15 protein-coding genes are annotated in these 16,464 nt (G+C 71.6%); 7 read left to right on the plus strand and 8 right to left on the minus strand.

Annotation, left to right across the window (positions count from 1 at the left end):
- Window positions 1-26: 26 nt before the first annotated feature.
- The 3 genes from CUT83_RS30505 to eccE form a co-directional block, all read right to left on the minus strand.
- Entirely contained in the window at window positions 27-2,705 is a 2,679-nt protein-coding gene (locus CUT83_RS30505; protein WP_101257992.1) for an SCO5717 family growth-regulating ATPase, read from the minus strand.
- Window positions 2,706-2,957: 252 nt separating this feature from the next.
- Window positions 2,958-3,695: a hypothetical protein gene (locus CUT83_RS24450; RefSeq protein ID WP_101257993.1), complete on the minus strand. Its 738-nt coding sequence runs from the start codon at window positions 3,693-3,695 to the stop codon at window positions 2,958-2,960.
- On the minus strand, window positions 3,695-5,014 hold the full coding sequence (gene eccE, locus CUT83_RS24455) for a type VII secretion protein EccE (protein ID WP_101257994.1): 1,320 nt from the start codon (window positions 5,012-5,014) through the stop codon (window positions 3,695-3,697). The genes CUT83_RS24450 and eccE overlap by 1 nt, the downstream gene beginning before the upstream one ends.
- A gap of 192 nt (window positions 5,015-5,206) precedes the next feature.
- Here eccE and eccB point away from each other — a divergent pair, with 192 nt between their 5' ends.
- The 7 genes from eccB (at window position 5,207) to CUT83_RS24490 (ending at window position 12,284) form a co-directional block, all read left to right on the plus strand.
- Window positions 5,207-6,718, plus strand: coding sequence for a type VII secretion protein EccB (gene eccB, locus CUT83_RS24460; RefSeq protein ID WP_101257995.1), 1,512 nt, complete (start codon window positions 5,207-5,209; stop codon window positions 6,716-6,718).
- A 16-nt stretch (window positions 6,719-6,734) separates the two neighbouring features.
- Window positions 6,735-8,036, plus strand: a complete 1,302-nt coding sequence (gene mycP / locus CUT83_RS24465) for a type VII secretion-associated serine protease mycosin (RefSeq protein WP_101257996.1) — start codon at window positions 6,735-6,737, stop codon at window positions 8,034-8,036.
- Between the two features lie 98 nt (window positions 8,037-8,134).
- The gene (locus CUT83_RS24470; protein ID WP_101257997.1) at window positions 8,135-8,545 is read left to right on the plus strand and encodes a DUF2563 family protein; all 411 of its coding nucleotides are present in this window, start codon (window positions 8,135-8,137) and stop codon (window positions 8,543-8,545) included.
- A gap of 16 nt (window positions 8,546-8,561) precedes the next feature.
- Window positions 8,562-10,241, plus strand: coding sequence for a WXG100 family type VII secretion target (locus CUT83_RS24475; protein WP_101257998.1), 1,680 nt, complete (start codon window positions 8,562-8,564; stop codon window positions 10,239-10,241).
- A gap of 136 nt (window positions 10,242-10,377) precedes the next feature.
- On the plus strand, window positions 10,378-11,529 hold the full coding sequence (locus CUT83_RS24480; protein WP_240958363.1) for a S8 family serine peptidase: 1,152 nt from the start codon (window positions 10,378-10,380) through the stop codon (window positions 11,527-11,529).
- Window positions 11,530-11,601: 72 nt separating this feature from the next.
- Window positions 11,602-11,967: a WXG100 family type VII secretion target gene (locus tag CUT83_RS24485; RefSeq protein WP_101258000.1), complete on the plus strand. Its 366-nt coding sequence runs from the start codon at window positions 11,602-11,604 to the stop codon at window positions 11,965-11,967.
- Window positions 11,968-11,996: 29 nt separating this feature from the next.
- Entirely contained in the window at window positions 11,997-12,284 is a 288-nt protein-coding gene (locus CUT83_RS24490) for a WXG100 family type VII secretion target (protein ID WP_101258001.1), read from the plus strand.
- Window positions 12,285-12,406: 122 nt separating this feature from the next.
- Here the strand turns inward: CUT83_RS24490 and CUT83_RS24495 are convergent, their stop codons facing one another.
- The 5 genes from CUT83_RS24495 to CUT83_RS24515 all read right to left on the minus strand — a co-directional run bounded on the left by CUT83_RS24495 (window position 12,407) and on the right by CUT83_RS24515 (window position 16,448).
- Window positions 12,407-12,640: a DUF397 domain-containing protein gene (locus CUT83_RS24495; RefSeq protein WP_031508379.1), complete on the minus strand. Its 234-nt coding sequence runs from the start codon at window positions 12,638-12,640 to the stop codon at window positions 12,407-12,409.
- A gap of 336 nt (window positions 12,641-12,976) precedes the next feature.
- Complete coding sequence (locus CUT83_RS24500; protein WP_101258002.1) at window positions 12,977-13,786, minus strand: hypothetical protein; 810 nt, start codon at window positions 13,784-13,786, stop codon at window positions 12,977-12,979.
- 17 nt (window positions 13,787-13,803) lie between these two features.
- On the minus strand, window positions 13,804-14,556 hold the full coding sequence (locus CUT83_RS24505; RefSeq protein WP_101258003.1) for a hypothetical protein: 753 nt from the start codon (window positions 14,554-14,556) through the stop codon (window positions 13,804-13,806).
- A gap of 93 nt (window positions 14,557-14,649) precedes the next feature.
- The gene (locus tag CUT83_RS24510) at window positions 14,650-16,101 is read right to left on the minus strand and encodes a putative T7SS-secreted protein (protein WP_101258004.1); all 1,452 of its coding nucleotides are present in this window, start codon (window positions 16,099-16,101) and stop codon (window positions 14,650-14,652) included.
- A complete protein-coding gene (locus CUT83_RS24515; protein WP_101258005.1) occupies window positions 16,098-16,448 on the minus strand; it encodes a WXG100 family type VII secretion target in 351 nt (116 codons plus the stop codon). The genes CUT83_RS24510 and CUT83_RS24515 overlap by 4 nt, the downstream gene beginning before the upstream one ends.
- Between the last annotated feature and the right edge of the window lie 16 nt (window positions 16,449-16,464).

Genomic DNA, 16,464 nt, shown 5'->3' on the forward strand with positions numbered 1-16,464 from the left:
TCACGTTCCGCGGCGGCGCGGCGCCGTCACCGCTCCGGCTGCTGCCACTGCGCGCCGGGCGCGGGAGGCCCCGCGGCGCCGGGCGGCTGCTGGTGAGGGTGCTGCTGCTGCGGCTGAGAGGGGCCTCCCGAACCCGGATACGGCTGGTGGCCGGGGTGCGGCGGCTGCTGTGGCTGCTGCTGGGGGTAGGGCTGGGGCTGCCCGTAGGGCTGCTGGGGGTGCGGCTGCGGCGGGTAGGGGGCCTGCGGCTGCTGCTGGGGGTGCGGCTGCTGCTGGGGCTGACCGGGGATGGGCGGCGCGGTCAGCGGCGGGTTCCCGCCGGGCGACCACAGACCCTGCTCCTGCTGGTGGCGTGAGAAGTCCTCGGCGATCAGGGCGGCGAGGTTGAAGTACGCCTCGCGCGTCCTGGGCCGCATCATGTCCAGATCCAGCTCCGCGCCCGCCGCGAGGTGCTCGTCGAACGGGACGACCACCACATCGCGGCAGCGCGTCTTGAAGTGCGCCACGATGTCGTCCACCTTGATCATCTTTCCGGTCTCGCGGACCCCGGAGATGACCGTGATGCTGCGCTGCACCAGATCGCCGTAACCGTGGGCGGAGAGCCAGTCCAGCGTCGTACTGGCGCTGCTGGCGCCGTCCACGGACGGGGTGGAGATGACGATCAGCTGGTCGGCGAGGTCGAGGACACCGCGCATCGCGCTGTAGAGCAGGCCGGTGCCCGAGTCGGTGAGGATGACCGGGTACTGCTGGCCCAGCACGCCGATGACACGGCGGTAGTCCTCGTCGTTGAAGGTCGTCGAGATCGCCGGGTCGACGTCGTTGGCGAGGATCTCCAGGCCGGAGGGGGCCTGCGAGGTGAACCGGCGGATGTCCATGTAGCTGTTGAGGTACGGGATCGCCGTCACCAGGTCGCGGATCGTCGCACCCGTCTCGCGCCGCACCCGGCGGCCGAGCGTGCCCGCGTCCGGGTTGGCGTCGATCGCGATGACCTTGTCCTGCCGCTCGCTGGCCAGCGTCGCGCCGAGCGCCGTGGTGGTGGTCGTCTTGCCGACGCCGCCCTTGAGGCTGATCACCGCGATGCGGTAGCAGGACAGCACCGGGGTGCGGATGAGACCGAGCTTGCGCTGCCGCTCGGCCTCCTCCTTCCTGGCCCCGATGCGGAAGCGGGAGCCACCGCGGTTGCTCTGCGGGCGGGGCTTCTTCTTCTGGTTCAGCAGGCGGTCGGAGGACAGCTCCACCGACGCGGTGTACCCGAGCGCGCCGGGCCGGCTCGGAGGCTGCTGCCGGGGGTCGGGCCAGGCGGAGCCGGCACGGGGGTCCTGCGGCTGCTGCTGCGGCTGTGGTTGTTGCGGGCCGGGTGCGGAGGGCTGCGCGGGGGGCAGTGGCTGGGAAGGGCCGGCCTGGGGGAAGCCGTAACCGCTCTGCGGAGCCGGAGGGTTGGGCGCTGCCGGCGGCTGTGCCTGCGGCTGCGGCTGCGGTTGGGGTTGGGGACGGGGGAAGCCGTAACCGTCCTGGGAGGCGGGCTCCGGGGGCGGCATGGGGACTCCGGCCTGACCGGTCACGGGCCCAGGGGGCGGACCGGGCTGCTGTGCGGCCGGAGGCTGCGGCTGAGGCGGCTGCTGTCCCTGCGGCTGGGGGAAGCCGTAACCGCCCTGCGGAGCCGAGGGGTTGGGCGCGTTCGCGGGCTGCGGGCGGTCGGGCTCGGCCTGGGGTGCGGCGGGCGGCTGGGGGAAGCCGTAACCGCCCTGCGGAGCGGCGGGCGGCTGGGGAAAGCCGTAACCGCCCTGCGGAGCGGGCGGGCTGGACGCAGCCGGCGGCTGTGGCTGCGGCGGCTGGGAATGTGCCTGCGGTTGCGGAAGGGGATAACCGTCCTGCGGCGCGGGCGGGTTGGGCGCAGCCGGTGCCGGTGCACCGGCCTGAGGAGCGGCGGGCTGGAAGTGCGGTGGCAACGGAGGCAGCCCGGCCGGTGCACCACTCTCCGGAGCGGTCTGCCACGGCGGCTGCGCAGGGGGCTGCGGAGCGGAGCCGTGCGGCTCACCGGCGGCCCCGGCTTCGACTCCGGCTTCGGGCCCGGCGGCCCCGTCGGCCGCCTCGGGCCCCTCACCCGCGTCGTCGGCGGACCGGGGCCGGGGCAGGGCCTCGGATTCGGCGGACGGCACCGGTGCCGGGGACGCCTCGCCGGCGGAGGGCACGCCGCCGGACGGCTCACCGTCCGCGTTCTCCGGCCGGTCGTCCCCGCCCTCGGCGGACTCCTGGGCCGCCCGCCGTTCGGCGATCTCCCGGCGCAGCGCGGCGGAGGAGAAACGCATGGTCGCGTCGGTGACGGGGCCGTCGCCGACGGAGTGCTCCGCCTGCCGGCCGTCCCTCGCCTCCGGTCCGTCCCCACCGTCGTCAACGGCCTCCGGCGCCGGGCCGGCCTCCTCCCGAACGTCCGCCGCCGGGGCCTCGGGCGGCGCCACCGGAGGGAAGGCGGGAGGCGCACCGGCACCGGTACCGGCGTCCGCGTCCCTCCCGTCCGTCTCCGCTCCGCCCGCGGGGCCCGCGGAAGCGGCCGGCGGCTGCGGGGCGGGGTCGGTGTTCCGCGTGTACCAGGCAGGCGGTGTGTAGTCGATGGTGAACTCGCCTGTGGCGTCGAGTTCGTCCTTGGGCAGGTCGTCGCCGGGTTCGATCCCGTCGACGCGGATCTCGTCCCGGTCGCTGTTCACAATGCCTCCTGCTGATCTGGTCGAGCACCCCGGCCGAACCGCGCGGACCGCTCCCTGCCGACGGGCGGGCACGGCCACCGGCTCCCCCGCCGCCGCGGTCTCCGGCCCGTTCCTTCGGAATGTCCTGCCGCGCGCACGCCCACCCTAGTCGCCACAGGCGCCGAAACGGCATGCCGGTCCTGTCCCACTCGGACAACGGGCCGGTGACGGGACGACAGACGGCGGACGGGCGAGGGATGGGGCAGGCGGGGGTCAGTCCAGCCGCCGGGCCACGCCCAGCAGCCCCGTCTCGGCGTCGGTGGGCCGGGTCAGCACGAACCGCCGGTCCCGGCCCGTGCACCACAGCGTCACACCGTCGGCGAGCGTGGACAGCGCCTCGGACTCCTGCCGGGACAGGGAGAGGATTCTGCCCACCTGCCGGGCCTCCTCGGGGGAGACCTGCTGGACACCGGCGAGCGAGGCGCCTCTGAGCAGCCGGGGAGCCACCGGGCTCAGATACGGAAGCAGCGTCAGCACCGACTGCCAGGGCCCCGAGGAGACCCGTCCGCGCGGCGGCTTCATCCCGCAGTCCCGGATCACCACGACCGGCGAGACGGCCGTGGCCCCCAGCGGCGGCACCCGGCCGACGTCATGGAGCGTCATGCACTGCTGGTCACCGCCCGCGGCCCGGGCCAGGCCCGTCCACGCCTGGGGCCGGCCGGTCTCGACGGCCACCCGCGCGCCGGTGCCCGCCGCACGCAGCGCCAGCACCTGAGCCGTCCACAGCCCGCCGATCAGCACCACGTCGTAAGGAGCCGGGTGGTGGAGGCCGATGACGGCCGGACGGTCCTCGACGTCGACCCCGGCCACCACCCCGTCGTCACCGACCGGCAGGGCGAGCGCGTCCAGCTGCTCCACGGACAGGACATGACGGGCCGTCCGCGGCCCGCGCAGTCCGAACCCCAGACGGGGACGTGCGGCCGTGCGCACCGAGTCGGCGGATCCGGGCATCAGCGTGTCCCTCCCAGCGGCAGTGTCGCCAGCACCCCGGGCACCTGCTCGCGGTCCAGCCGGGCGATTCCGACACGGCGCTCCCGCGCCAGCCGCTCCAGCACATGCCGGGCGTTGACCAGTTCGGCGTCGCTGCGGGCGGTGATGCGCACATGTCCGCGTATCGCGACCGAACGGCTTCCGCTCCGGCTCAGGGTCAGGCCGAAGGTGGTGGCCAGGGCGGGCAGCCCCGTCAGCGACGCCACCAGCGACGGCAGCGGGGCGGCCCCCGGCCCCAGCTCGGGCCAGCGCGCCACCGCGTACGTGGTGTGCCAGCGGTCGTCGCACCGCCAGGCACGGGCCTTCTCCTCGGTGCGCCGTGCGGGAGAGGAGTCGGGACGCCCGGCCCGCGCCGTGGCCGCCGGACTCGCCCCGGCCGACGTCGCCAGCGCGGTGACCAGCTCCTGCTCCGGCAGCAGCGTCGCCCGGAACCCCGCACCGGCCAGCCGGCTCGCCAACTGGTCCGCGGCGCGCACCAGACAGCGCTGCGCGCCCTCCAGACCGTCCCCGCGCGCCTGGACCGCCTCCCGGCACAGCTCCGGGTCGAGTTTGAGGGCCACCCAGGTCACCCGTACGGCCGGTGCGCCGCACGACGCCTGCAGGGGGCCGTAACTGGAGGCGGCCACCGACTGCGCCGGCAGATGCGGCGCCGGGGCGGGCTGGGTGTACTGCACCGCCTGCACCGACTCCAGCCGGATGCCGTCCACCTCCAGGGCGTCGGAGAGCAGCCGCAGCGGCAGGGGGCGCTCGTCGGAGCCGGGGCGCAGAGCGGAGGGGCGGGGCCCGACGCGCAGCACGGCCGTCAGGAACGTGCCGTCCCCCACCATGCCGACACCGCGCCGTTCGCGGTCGACGTAGGTCAGGCTGCGCAGGGCCGGATCGCACTCGACGGCCGGGGCCAGGCCCGGGTCGGTGTCCGGCGGCAGCACCTCGGCGGCGGCCCGCCGCCTGCGACGGCGCAGCGCCATGACGGTGCCCAGCCACTCCGGGAGCGGACGGCCGCGCCGCCGCAGCACCGTCACGAGCAGCAGGGCGACGGCCACCACGGCCACCGGGATCACCAGGACCTCGTGCACGGCGGCCGCGGCCAGCACCCCCGCCGCGGCCAGCTCGGCCAGAACCAGGTGGTGCAGCCGGAGCGGCCCCAGGCCGCGGCGTGCCTCGGCGCGCGGCGTGGCCGGGCGCACCGGACGCGGCCTCGCGGGCTCGGGGCGTGCGCCGTCCGGCGCCGGGCTGTCGGGCGCGGACGTGGCGGTCCGGGCCCGCGTGGCGGTCCCCATCCCCTGTAAATCCCCTTGTGTCCGTAATCGCCCTGACGCTCCAGGGCGTTGGTCGGGCGATCACCCTACCGGAGCAGCGAGGGCCGATCGCCAACGGGCATAGTAGGGGCCCGGACCGACAGAAGACAGCAGTGGCGGTGCTCCGGAATCCCGGGGGACACTGGGCCCACCAGTGGGGAGAAGCAGCGAGAGATGGCATCACGGCGGGACGAGCTCAACGCCTACACCTTCGCCAAGAAGCGGCTGGTCTCGGCATTCCTCCAGCCCACACCGACCGGGACCGAGGAGGGGGCGCCGCGTCCGTTGCGGGCGGTACTCCCCGGGCTGGTCATCGGGGTGGTGATCCTGGCGGGTTTCGGGGCCTGGGGGATGTTCAAACCCAAGGCGCCCAAGGGTTGGGACAACCCCGGTGAGAAGGTCATCATCGGCAGCGAGTCCACCACCCGCTACGTCGTCCTCGAAACCAGGGGGAAGAAGCAGCTCCATCCGGTGCTCAACCTGGCCTCCGCGAAACTCCTGCTGGACCCCGGCAAGTTCGGGATCGTCGAGGTCGACGAGAAGGTCCTCGACAGCGGGAAGATCCCGCACGGCGCCACCATCGGCATCCCCTACGCCCCCGACCGGCTGCCCGGCAAGGACGAGGCGACGAAGGCCAAACGCTGGGCCGTGTGCGTCCAGCCCGGCGACGACGGCGTGCAGAAGGCGGTCTTCGTCCTCGCCGACCGGGACGCCAAGCGGGTCGAGGGGAAGAACCGGCTGCGCGGCGGCCAGGTGTTGTACGTCCGGGGCCCCGGCAAGGAGCTCCACATCGTCGACGCGCAGGGCACCGCGTACCCCATCGAGGCGGACGACACGCTGCTGCGCACCGTCGTCGGCAACACGCGGCCCCAGGACGTCACCGGCGACTGGCTCAAGACCCTCAAGCAGGGCGATCCGGTCCAGTTCCCCAAGGGGATCGAGGAGATGGGAACCCCGGCCGGAGCCCCCGGCGACCTGGACGCCGAGGCCAACCAGGTCGGCATGGTGCTGCGAGCCCCCTCCGGCACCGGGCACCAGCACTACGTGGTGCTCAAGGGCCAGATCAGGCCGGTCACCGACTTCATGGCCAAGCTGCTGCTCAACAGCCCGCAGGCCACCGCGCTCGGCCAGCAGGGCAAGGCCCGGGAGGTCAGCGCCGGCACCATCCGGCCCGAAAGCACCTTCTACGGCAGCAGCCGGAACTGGCCCGAGGCGGAACCGAGCGCGGTCAACCGGGCGGACAGCGGCCGGAACGCCCTGTGCAGCGTGCTGCGCGGCGTCGACGAGAAGAAGGGCACCACGACGCTCAGCACCTGGGCGGGCGAGGACTATCCGGCCACCCTGCCCAACGGGGCCACCAACGCCTATGTGACCCCCGGATCGGGCCTGCTCTTCCGCCAGGTCACGGGGCGCGACACCGGATCCGGCGGAGTCTTCCTGGTGACCGACACCGGTCTGCGCTACGCGGTGCAGGCGAACACCGACAGCGGCCAGGACGAGTCCGAGATCGGCACGGACGGCAGGAAGAAGGACCCGGCGCAGAGCGTCCAGGAGGGCAACCAGGCGCAGATCATGCTCGGTTACCAGGGCGTCCGGCCGGTGCCGGTGCCCGCCGCCTGGTCGGGCTTCCTCCCGACCGGACCGAGGCTGAGCACGAGCGCGGCGAAGCAGCCGCAGGGTTCCTGAGCCGGGAGAGCGCGAGATGACGGACACTTCGGCCCCCACCACACCCGCCCCGGCGAGGTGGGCGGCGCTCCCGACGGCCGCGGCGATCGGCCTGACGGCCCTGGGCGCCGTCACCGGCCCTCTGGCCTGGGCGCCGCCGGCCGCCGCGGACACCGGGCAGTGCACCTTCCCCGCCAAGCCCTTCGAGGGCAGGCCCTGGTCACTGAAACGGGTGATCCTGGACCAGTTGTGGGAGAAGACGAAGGGCAAGGGCGTCAAGGTCGCGGTCATCGACACCGGAGTGGACGACGACCACCCCCAGTTGAAGGACGCGGTCGACACCGAACTGGGCATGAGCAACCTGCCCGCCCCCGAGAAGGACGAGTACGGCAACACCCCCGAGCCACCCGCGAAGGACGGCACGGAGGACACCGTCGGCCACGGCACCAAGGTCGCGGGCATCATCGCCGCACGCCCGGCGGAGAACACCGGCTTCGTCGGCATCGCCCCCGACGCGACCATCATCCCCATCCAGCAGAACGACGCCGCCGGGAGGGGAAACACCGACAGCATGGCCGAGGCCATCGACCACGCGGTCGACGTCGGGGCGAAGGTCATCAACATCTCGCAGGACACCACCAGGGCCCTCAAGCCCAACTCAAGACTCGAGCAGGCGGTGAACCGCGCACTGGCCAAAAAGGTCGTCATCGTCGCCTCGGCCGGCAACGACGGCCTGGGCGGCAACGTGAAGGAGACCTATCCGGCCTCCTACGAGGGCGTCATCGCCGTCGCCTCCTCCGACCGCAACAACGAGCGGGCGCCCTTCTCCCAGTCGGGCGACTTCGTGGACGTCGCCGCGCCCGGCGTCGACATGATCTCCACGGTCCCGGGCGGGGGCCACTGCGCCGACAACGGCACCAGCTTCTCGGCGCCCTACGTGGCGGGCGTGGCCGCCCTGCTCGTGGCCGAGCACCCGGACTGGGAACCGCACCACGTCGCGGCCCAGATCGCGCAGACCGCCGAGCGGTCCGTACCCGGGCACGACCGCCATGTGGGCTGGGGCGTCGTCGACCCCGTCCGGGCGCTTACCGAGGACGACAGACCGATCGAGAAGCCGGTGGCCCGCGAGGGCGTGGACCGGGCCGAACCGCCCACCCCGGCCGAACTCCACCTCGGCGAGACCCCGCAGGAACGCGACAGGCGCCTGGGCACCTACACGGTGGTCGGCGGAGGCGTCCTGGTGTCGGTGATAGCCGGGGGCTCACTGGTGTACCGGGACTGGCGGCGCAGACGGGGACCGGCCGAGGAGCGCCTGCGCGGCGCCGGGACGCTCATGTGACGTGCCGGAGAACCGGGTTGCCGTCGTGTCACAGGCAGTGGCTAGAGTGATGGGGCACGGATCGGGATGTGCGTTGGAGCAGGCGGAGGGGGAGCCTGATGGGGGTGCCGGCCGAGAAACTCAAGGGTGAACTCGAGTCGCTCAAGGACTTCAAGAACCGGGTCGACAACATCCTGGAGGAGCTGGAGAGCTCGCCCGCCTCTCCCACGAGGGTCGGACAGCAGGAAGTGAAGCGGTCCTCCTTCGGGGGCGAGTTCGCCGAGGCGGACGGCGTCTACTCGCAGTACGCCCGGGTCCACACCCAGCTCACCAGGCTCTCCGGAGTCCTCGGCGACCAGATCGAGGCCATGCGCATCGCCGTCCACGGCGCCGACGTCGGTTTCGGCAACCTGGAGGACGACCTGAAGCGGCGCTTCTGGGAGCTCCAGACCAGGGCCCACCAGTACCAGCAGCAGCAAGCGGCGGGCAAGCAGCCGCCCAAGGACGAGGCCACCGGGGTCACCTACTGACGGGGGAGGTACGACCATGACCGACCAGAAGGACGGGAAGAGCGGGCAGGACAGACCCGAGGAGCCGTTCGTCGCGGCACAGCTCGTCATGACCGACCTCAAGCGGAAGGGCGCCCTCGCCCCGGTCGACCTGTTCGGGGGCACGGCCGCGCGCAACAGCGTCATGGGTACCACCGACTTCGAGAACAAGGATCTCGAAGAGATGTTCTCCCTGGTGGACGACGCGGACCCGGCCGACATCGAGAACGCCGCCGACACGCTCTGGGACGCGGGCGGCAAGATCAGACAGGTCGGCGACGACCTCAAGAAGCACATCGACAAGGTCGACTGGGAGGGCGAGTTCGGCGACAGCTTCCGTGAGTGGGGCCGGAAGCTGAGCAGGAACACCCTGCTTCTCGCGGACTTCACCGAGAAGGCCAGCACCCAGCTGAAGGCCGCCGGCGTCGGCCTGTCCATGGTGCGCGGCGGCATGCCCGAGCGCGACCCGGCGGTCATGGCCGCGCCGCGCCTGGAGAGCATCCCGCCCGAGGAACGCGACGAGTCCAACGAGAAGTACAAGCTGGCCAAGAAGAAGGAGGACAACCGCCAGGAGGCCATCAACCAGATGAACCGCCTGGCCTCCTACTACAAGGTCTCGCACGACAACATGAAGGACCTGGAGGAGCCGGAGTTCGGCCCGATGCCGAACGTCGGCATGCCGCCGGCGCCGCCGCCCGGGTCTGGGGACGAGTTCCTTCCCGGGCCCGGGCGTAACTCCGTAGCCTCCGGTTACGGAAATGGCGGACTCGCCAGCGGCTCGCAGGCCACCGGCATGGGAGCGACGCCTTCCGCTCCGAGCGAGCACGGCTTCGTCGGGGGAGCCCCCGCTCCTCAGGAGCCCGTGCGCACGGACCTCAACACCGTCGCTCCCGTGGCGCCTCCCGCACCCTCCGACGCCGGTCCGCGCACCCCGGCCGCCCCGACCGGCGGTGGGCCCGCAGCGCCCGGCCCCGTCCTGCCCGGACCTGCCCCCGCTCCCACTCACAGAGGAGGGGGGAACCTCAAGCAGGTGGGGACCTCCAGGCTCCCGGCCACACACGCTCCAGGGCAAGGGCCTGGTCAGCCCGGCACGGGACGAGCAGGGGGCCCGCCCACCGTTCCGCCGGCGAGCAACACGAATCCCCGTCCGGTCACGGGCTCCGGCCCTCCCGCCGGAAGGGCGCCCACCACGACGACACCACCCATGGGGCGGGGCGGCAGCGGCATCTTCGGAGGGACTCCGCGGCAGGGCCAAGGGACGTCCAACGGCCCGCGTCTCCCGCGCGGAACCGTGGTCGGAGCGGAACACGGCACGACGGGACGCCCTCCGGGGGGAGCCGCGGGCACGGGAGCGATCGGCTCGGGGGCGGGCAGCGGCTCCACCGGGCGCAGGCCGGGTACGACGACCGGCGGCGGTGCCGTCGGAGCTCCCCGGAACACCCCGGGACAGGGCGGCGCGGTACGTCCCTTCACACCCGGTGGCTCCGGGCTGGCCAGAGGTGGCACAGGCGGAACGGGTGGGAGCGGTCAGAGCACGACGGGCGCGGTACCCCGCGGCGGAAGCACCAGTCCCCGCGAGGAGAACCGGAAGGACTCCCGCAGGCCCGACTACCTCACCGAGGACGAAGAGACCTGGCGGACGGGGCGCGACGGAATCGCCCCTCCGGTTATCGACTAACCCACGACAGAGAGCGGCGATGACGGCAGGACACGAACACGGCCCCAGGTTGCCGTCGCGGCGGATGCGACGGCGCCTGTTCTCCGTGCTGGCTGTAACCGGTGCATGGACCGTATGCCTCGTCGGGACGGCACCTGTGGCTCAGGCGGACGATGTCCGTTCGCAGCAGTGGTATCTGGACGCCATGCGGGCCGAGGAGATGTGGAAGGTCAGCACGGGCGAGGGCGTCAAGGTGGCCGTCATCGACAGCGGCGTCAATGACTCCACCGATGCTCTCCGGGGCCAGGTACTACCCGGGGAGGACATGACCGGAACTCCAGGGGAGGCCACCGACGACTACCTAGGCCATGGAACGGACATGGCCGAAGTCATCGCCGGCACAGGGAAGAACGGGAGTGTCCGGGGACTGGCCCCTGGAACGAAGATCATCCCGTACCGCATTCCGCTGAAAGGTCTGGGCAGCAAGCTCAAAGCCGACGGCTATAAGAAGGCGATCCGTGCGGCGGCCGACAGTGACGCCAAGATCATCAGCATGTCCTTCGGAGGCTCGTACTATGACTCTGCCGGAGCCGAGGCCGTCGAGTACGCGCTGAGCAAGGGAAAGCTGCTCTTCGCCTCCGTCGGAAACGACGCCGAAGGTGAGAACAAGCCGAGATATCCCGCCTCGTACCCCGGCGTCGTCGGCGTGGGCGCCACTGACGAAAAGGGTGAGGTGACGGGCTTCTCCCAGTACGGCGTCAACGTGGATCTGTCCGCCCCGGGAAGCGAGATGCCCGGATGGTGTGACAAGAGCTTTCAGAAGTACTGCGCTGGCAAGGGAGGCACCAGTGCCGCCACTGCCATCGCCTCCGCATCGGCGGCCCTGATCTGGGCCAAGAACCCGGACTGGACGGCCAATCAGGTTCTGCGTGTGCTCGTGGACACCGCCGGGCGCAAGGACCGGAAAGAGGGGGCCTCCAGCGTCTACATCGGATACGGTGCCGTCCGGCCCCGCATTCACCTCCTCGAAGGCAAGGGTGACCCCGGAGACCCGGGCACGAACCCGATCGAGGCCACGGAACCGACCCTCCCGCCGGAGGCGTCCTCCTCCGAGGGGGAGAGCGACGGCAAGAACGACCGGGACGGTGCCGGGGGAACGGACGAGGACCGGAAGAACCAGGGCGGGACCGAGGCCGCCGCGTCGGAGGACGACGGCAGTCTGTGGATCTACCTGGGGGCGGGTGCCGCAGCGGCCATCGTGGTCGCCGGCGCATTCGTTCTCGTGCGGAGGACGATCCGCGGGACATGACGGGGGCCCGTACGCGGAGCGCCCACGAAGACCAGCCAGTGAACACCATCAACCCGATTCGAGGAGAACGGTATGTCCGGAGAAGGTGGCGGCGACTTCCAGTCAAGCGAGGCCGATCTCAATGACCTCATCAAAGAGGTCAACGAGATGCAGGGCAAGCTCAAGAACAAGCTCTCCAGGCTGAACGACGTGGTCGACGCGATTCAGCATGCCTGGAAGGGCGATGCCGCGAACTCCTATGACAGGCTCCAGCGGCAGACCAACGACTACGGCCGGAAGCTGGACGGCAGGCTCCAGCTGATCCACGACGCCCTCGAGGCGAGCAAGCAGGGGTTCACCGCCAACGAGATCGACCAGATGGAGAAGTTCGACCATCTGGCGAAGGCGAGCCCGATCAGCGACTTCGCCGGCACGGGCAGCACCCCGACCATCAAGTAACGAGCCGCACAGAGAAGGCAGGGGTCGATATGACCATCAAGATCACGTATGCCACCGTCATCTCCGCGGCGGATGACGTCCGCAATGCGGCCAAGGAGCTGACGATCCAGCTCAACGCGCTCGAGGACAAGGTGATGAAGGTCGTCAACACCTGGGACGGTGAGGCGAAGCAGGCGTTCAAGGCCAAGCACGACGGCTGGGGCCGGGACGTCAGCGGCCTGAACACCACCCTCAACGCCATCGCCGACAACCTGGTCGAGTCGACCAATGGCTACCAGCGGACGGACCGCAAGGCGGCTCAGCGGTTCGAGTTCTGACCGTTCGGGTCTGCCGCGAGCACATCGGAGGGCGCCCGGCAACCGGATGTACATCCGGTTGCCGGGCGCCCTCCCGCTTCCCCGTCTGTTTCCCGGCCGGTGGGAGGCCAGGACACAAAGGCTCAGGGCTTGAGGTCGAACTCCCCGTCGCGGACCCCGAGGACGAAGGCCCGCCACTCGGCGGCGGTGTAGCGCAGCACGGTGTCGGGGTCCTTGGAGTTGCGCATGGCCACGGCGCCACCCGGCAGATGGGCGATCTCCACCTTCTCGTCCTCCGGACCGCCGGGCGCGCTCTCCCACACGGCGTCGGAGATGTCCATCGCGTACAGCTCGTCCTTCTCCTGCTGAGTCCCCATCAGTGTCCTTCCTCGATGGACGCCGGCGACGGGAGCGTACCCCCGTGCCACACCGCGCCGCGGATCCGCGGCGCGGCCTCGGTGAACGTGAGGGGGCACGGCGCGGCGCTGCGCGGCTCACGGCCCCCGGGCAAGATAACAGCCCGGCACGCGCTCCGAGGGGCGTCCGTGCAACCTCCCGACCACGGGGAACGCCGGTTCGAGACGGCTCGCGGACATGTCCGGGACGGGCCGGGGGATTCACGGTCCGCAGAGGCCCGTGACGGGGTACGGCACGACGGCGGTGCCGAACGGGCCCGGGCCCGGGCCCGGGAGGGCCGTCCCCCGGAGGCTCGCTCAGAGGGCGAACGCCGAGATGGGGCTGCTCCCGGGAGCTCGCCCGGGGCCGGAACCGGTGCCCGTGCCGGGAACGGCGGCTTCCGCCCCCGGGCCGGGCGTGCCGGCGGAAGGGGTCCGTTCGGGGATCTCGACGGTGTGCGCGATCTCCGACAGCCTCTGCACGTACCAGGGGAGTTCCCGCAGCGACGGGGTGGTCAGGCTGAACACCAGGAGCTGGGAGACCGCCGGCAGAGGGCAGTAGACGTCCGCGCGTGCGAACACGATCGGGGACACGGGTGCGGAGGAAGGTACGGGCGTGGTGTCCCGGGGAGCCCCGCCGGGCGTCACCTCGAACCCCGAGATGACCAGGACGGCCGGACCGAATTCAGCCTCCACCCTGTGCACCTCCTGGAACTCGTCGAGGGAGAGCAGCTCCACCAGCCCCCTGGCCGCCAGTTCGGCGTCGTCGTCCTCCAGAGGCTCGCAGCGCACGGTCAGGGAGGCCGTGCTGATCCGGTCGTCGTCGGTGCTCAGCAGGCATATCCCGGTGTAGACGGCCCCGTCGGCGGCGGCTGCCTCCGCCACTTCGCGGTACCAGGCGGAGAGCCGGTGATGCTCCTCGTCGGTGCCGCCGGGCCATATGACGTCCATGAGGCGGACGAGGTACTCCTCACGCTCCTCGTCGGTGTACTCCAGCCCCAGGGAGCGGAACTCCTCGGGGGCGGTCCAGAAGAAGTCCGGTCCGTCCGGCGCGGCGCCGGAACTCTCCGGGGCGCCCGGCGCCGGGGGGAGGGTGCCGGGCGTACTGGGGGCGTGTGTTTCCGGCATGGGGTGTCAAATAGTCTCTAGTAGTGTTTTTCCAGGATCATCTGCGCATAGGCGACGCGAGGGTCCAGTCGGGAGTCGCTCCTGCGGTACCGGTGCCGTCTGCGTGCGAGGAAGGCCGGTGCGAACGGGTTCGCCGACCGTACCCGCCACACGGTGCGCCGAGGGGTGCCCCAGTCGTCCCAGTCCAGGGAGAAGTCCCCGTCGAGGAAGCCGATCACGGTGAAGAAGAGGTTCGCCAGGGCCCAGAGGGGGAGCAGGAGCACGAAGACCAGCCAGGCGGTCCAGGTGCCGCGGTAGCCGGTGACCTTCGTCCCGGTGTCCGGCAGTTCGATCGTCCAGGCCCGGCGCGCCTTCAGAGGTGACCTGCCCCTGGTGATGCGGCCCAGGACGCTCCCCCGCGAGTCCGTCACCACGTAGGCGCCGCTTCCCTCCGAAGCGGTGGGATCGGCCCGGACGACGCCCCACGCGTTCAGGGGGTCGTCCGGCGAACGGAGCGTGAACACCGGCGGTTTCCCCTTGAGCCGGTCGGAGCCGGCCCGGGAGGAGTGCCCGGCGCCGAGAGAGCGCGCATACTTCCTCGTCGGCGGCCTGTCCTGCACGGGGCCGCCCTGGAGAGCCGCGGAAGGCTCTCCGTAGGTGATCCACGCGGTGACGGCGGCCGCTCCCCTGCCGCCGCGCTCGCGGACGGCCTTCCAGGCGCCCCGAGGCAGTTCGGGGACGGCGCGCCGGACCTCCTCGTCCCTGGGTTCGGAGAGCTCGACGGTGAGCATGCTGCTTGCTGCCTTCCTTCGATCGGGCGGAGTCCCACAGGCCGCGGCGGCGGCCTGTGGTGCGGTGCCGGTGTGCGCCAAAGGGCCGTCGGGTCAGAGTCTTCCGGCAGCAGGCGCCTCGTTGCCCGTGAACATGTTGTAGGCACCCAGGCCCACCCCCGGCGCCTGCTGGATCATCTGCGGGCCGCGTGACCACCAGGAGGTCGGATCGAGAGTGCCGTCCGCCCGGATGGCGTCCCCGAGGGAGTCCTTGACGCGCTGCGGCGCCATCTTCTCGACCACCCAGCTCATCGCCTTCTCCTTGCCGCTGGAGCCGACGGTGTCCAGCACGTGGCTGTTCCAGGCGAGACTCATCCGGTCGCCGAACTTCATCCCCTCGGTCCCGAACTCCTTGCTGCCGGGCGCGACGGAACGGCCGAAGAGGCCCTTCTCCAGCGTCGTGGCCTCGAACCCGGCGTCCTTCAGCCCGCGGATCTTGTTGACCCGGTCGATGGAGGCGACCGTCTGCCCGTCCACCTTGTACAGCTTCATCGGGATCTTGACGCCCTTCGCGGCGACCTTGACCACCTTGCCCAGGGGGATGATGCCCACGGCGTCGCCGATGAGGTCCATCTTGCCGACGTCCGCCCCGCCGAGCTTGGCCGCGCCGTGGGCGACCAGGGCCCCGGCGGACAGGCCGGCGCTCGCCAGCGCCAGGCCGCCCGACAGCGGCGGGAACCAGACGGTGGCGAGCGACAGGATGCCCAGGACGGTGGAGGCGATGCCCAGCCAGTCACCGATCTCCTTGAGCAGGTCGGCGTGTTCGGCGCACCACTCCTCGATGCGGTTGCCGAGCTTCTTGAACGCGTCGGCGAGGCCGTCGAAGAAGCCTGTGTCGGGGGCGTTGTCGTTGGCCTTGCGCAGCCGGGCGGCGATCGTCCGCGCGTAGTCCTGGTGTTGCTCCAGGAGCTCACGGGCCTTCTCGACGATGCCTTCCAGTTCCCTGCGCGCCGCGTCGACCTTTCCCGCCGCGGTGTCCAGGGCCCTGTCCGCGTCACGCAGCTTCCCGGCGGCGGTGTCGTACCGGGCCTGGGCGCTGTCGAGGGAGGCCCGGTCGCCGTAGTGGACGCCGACCAGGCGCAGGTCGGGATCGGAGGCCGCGGAGTTGTAGGCGGTGGTGGCCTTGGCGTGGGTGCTCTCGGCCGACGCCTGGCGGGACTTGGCCTCCTTTGCCTGCTGCTCGTACTCGCGGGCCTGTTTCTGGTACTCCGCGAGCTTGGTGCGCCACTTCTTCAGTTCCTTCTCGGCGGTGCTCAGCGCCTCGTGGCTGTCGTCGAGGTACTTGGGGAGCTCACCGACCTTCCTGGAGAACGCGGTGGCCGCCTCGCCCTCCCAGGCCGCAGCCCCGCCCTTCCCGTCGCCGCCCCTGCCGATCCCGGTCAGGACGTCGTGCGCCTTCTTCAGGCCCTTGACGGTCCTCGACAGCTTCCCCGTGAGGTCGTCGATGCTGCCGAGCTTCCCCGGGGCGGGGTCGAAACCTATGGACGGGTAGTCCTCGGCGCTCATCGGGGACCTCCGTCGGGGCGGGTCATGGAGGTTTTCGCCGCCGGTCCGGTTTCGGGCGTGGCCTTCTCGAAGGCCTCGCGGATGGCCTGCTCCGTCGCCGCGTAGTTGTTCTTCGTGGCACGCAGGGCGTCCTCGATCGCGTCCGTGCCGTCGGCGATCTTGTCGATGGCGTCGTCCCAGCTGTCGTGGATCTCCTCGCAGGCGTTGTCCAGCGCCTTGCTCCCGGTGCTCTTGGGACCGATGTCGCGCAGCGCGTTGAGCGCCTTGCGCATCTGGTCCCGGCTGGTGTTCAACTGCTTGAGCAAGTCGTCGAGTTCCGTCTGCTCGACGCTCAGGCGGCCGCCCATCTGCTCCTCCAGGCGT

This window comes from Streptomyces barkulensis, assembly GCF_002843305.1.
GTDB classification, from domain to species: domain Bacteria; phylum Actinomycetota; class Actinomycetes; order Streptomycetales; family Streptomycetaceae; genus Streptomyces; species Streptomyces barkulensis.

Bases quoted from the DNA above. Each gene is read 5' to 3' on its own strand.
- CUT83_RS24475 (WP_101257998.1), top strand. From the start codon at position 8,562: ATGACCGACCAGAAGGACGGGAAGAGCGGGCAGGACAGACCCGAGGAG.
- mycP (WP_101257996.1), top strand. From the start codon at position 6,735: ATGACGGACACTTCGGCCCCCACCACACCCGCCCCGGCGAGGTGGGCG.
- CUT83_RS24490 (WP_101258001.1), top strand. From the start codon at position 11,997: ATGACCATCAAGATCACGTATGCCACCGTCATCTCCGCGGCGGATGAC.
- CUT83_RS24515 (WP_101258005.1), bottom strand. From the start codon at position 16,448: ATGGGCGGCCGCCTGAGCGTCGAGCAGACGGAACTCGACGACTTGCTC.
- CUT83_RS24470 (WP_101257997.1), top strand. From the start codon at position 8,135: ATGGGGGTGCCGGCCGAGAAACTCAAGGGTGAACTCGAGTCGCTCAAG.
- eccE (WP_101257994.1), bottom strand. From the start codon at position 5,014: ATGGGGACCGCCACGCGGGCCCGGACCGCCACGTCCGCGCCCGACAGC.
- CUT83_RS24510 (WP_101258004.1), bottom strand. From the start codon at position 16,101: ATGAGCGCCGAGGACTACCCGTCCATAGGTTTCGACCCCGCCCCGGGG.
- CUT83_RS24500 (WP_101258002.1), bottom strand. From the start codon at position 13,786: ATGCCGGAAACACACGCCCCCAGTACGCCCGGCACCCTCCCCCCGGCG.
- CUT83_RS24505 (WP_101258003.1), bottom strand. From the start codon at position 14,556: ATGCTCACCGTCGAGCTCTCCGAACCCAGGGACGAGGAGGTCCGGCGC.
- CUT83_RS24495 (WP_031508379.1), bottom strand. From the start codon at position 12,640: ATGGGGACTCAGCAGGAGAAGGACGAGCTGTACGCGATGGACATCTCC.
- eccB (WP_101257995.1), top strand. From the start codon at position 5,207: ATGGCATCACGGCGGGACGAGCTCAACGCCTACACCTTCGCCAAGAAG.
- CUT83_RS24450 (WP_101257993.1), bottom strand. From the start codon at position 3,695: ATGCCCGGATCCGCCGACTCGGTGCGCACGGCCGCACGTCCCCGTCTG.
- CUT83_RS24485 (WP_101258000.1), top strand. From the start codon at position 11,602: ATGTCCGGAGAAGGTGGCGGCGACTTCCAGTCAAGCGAGGCCGATCTC.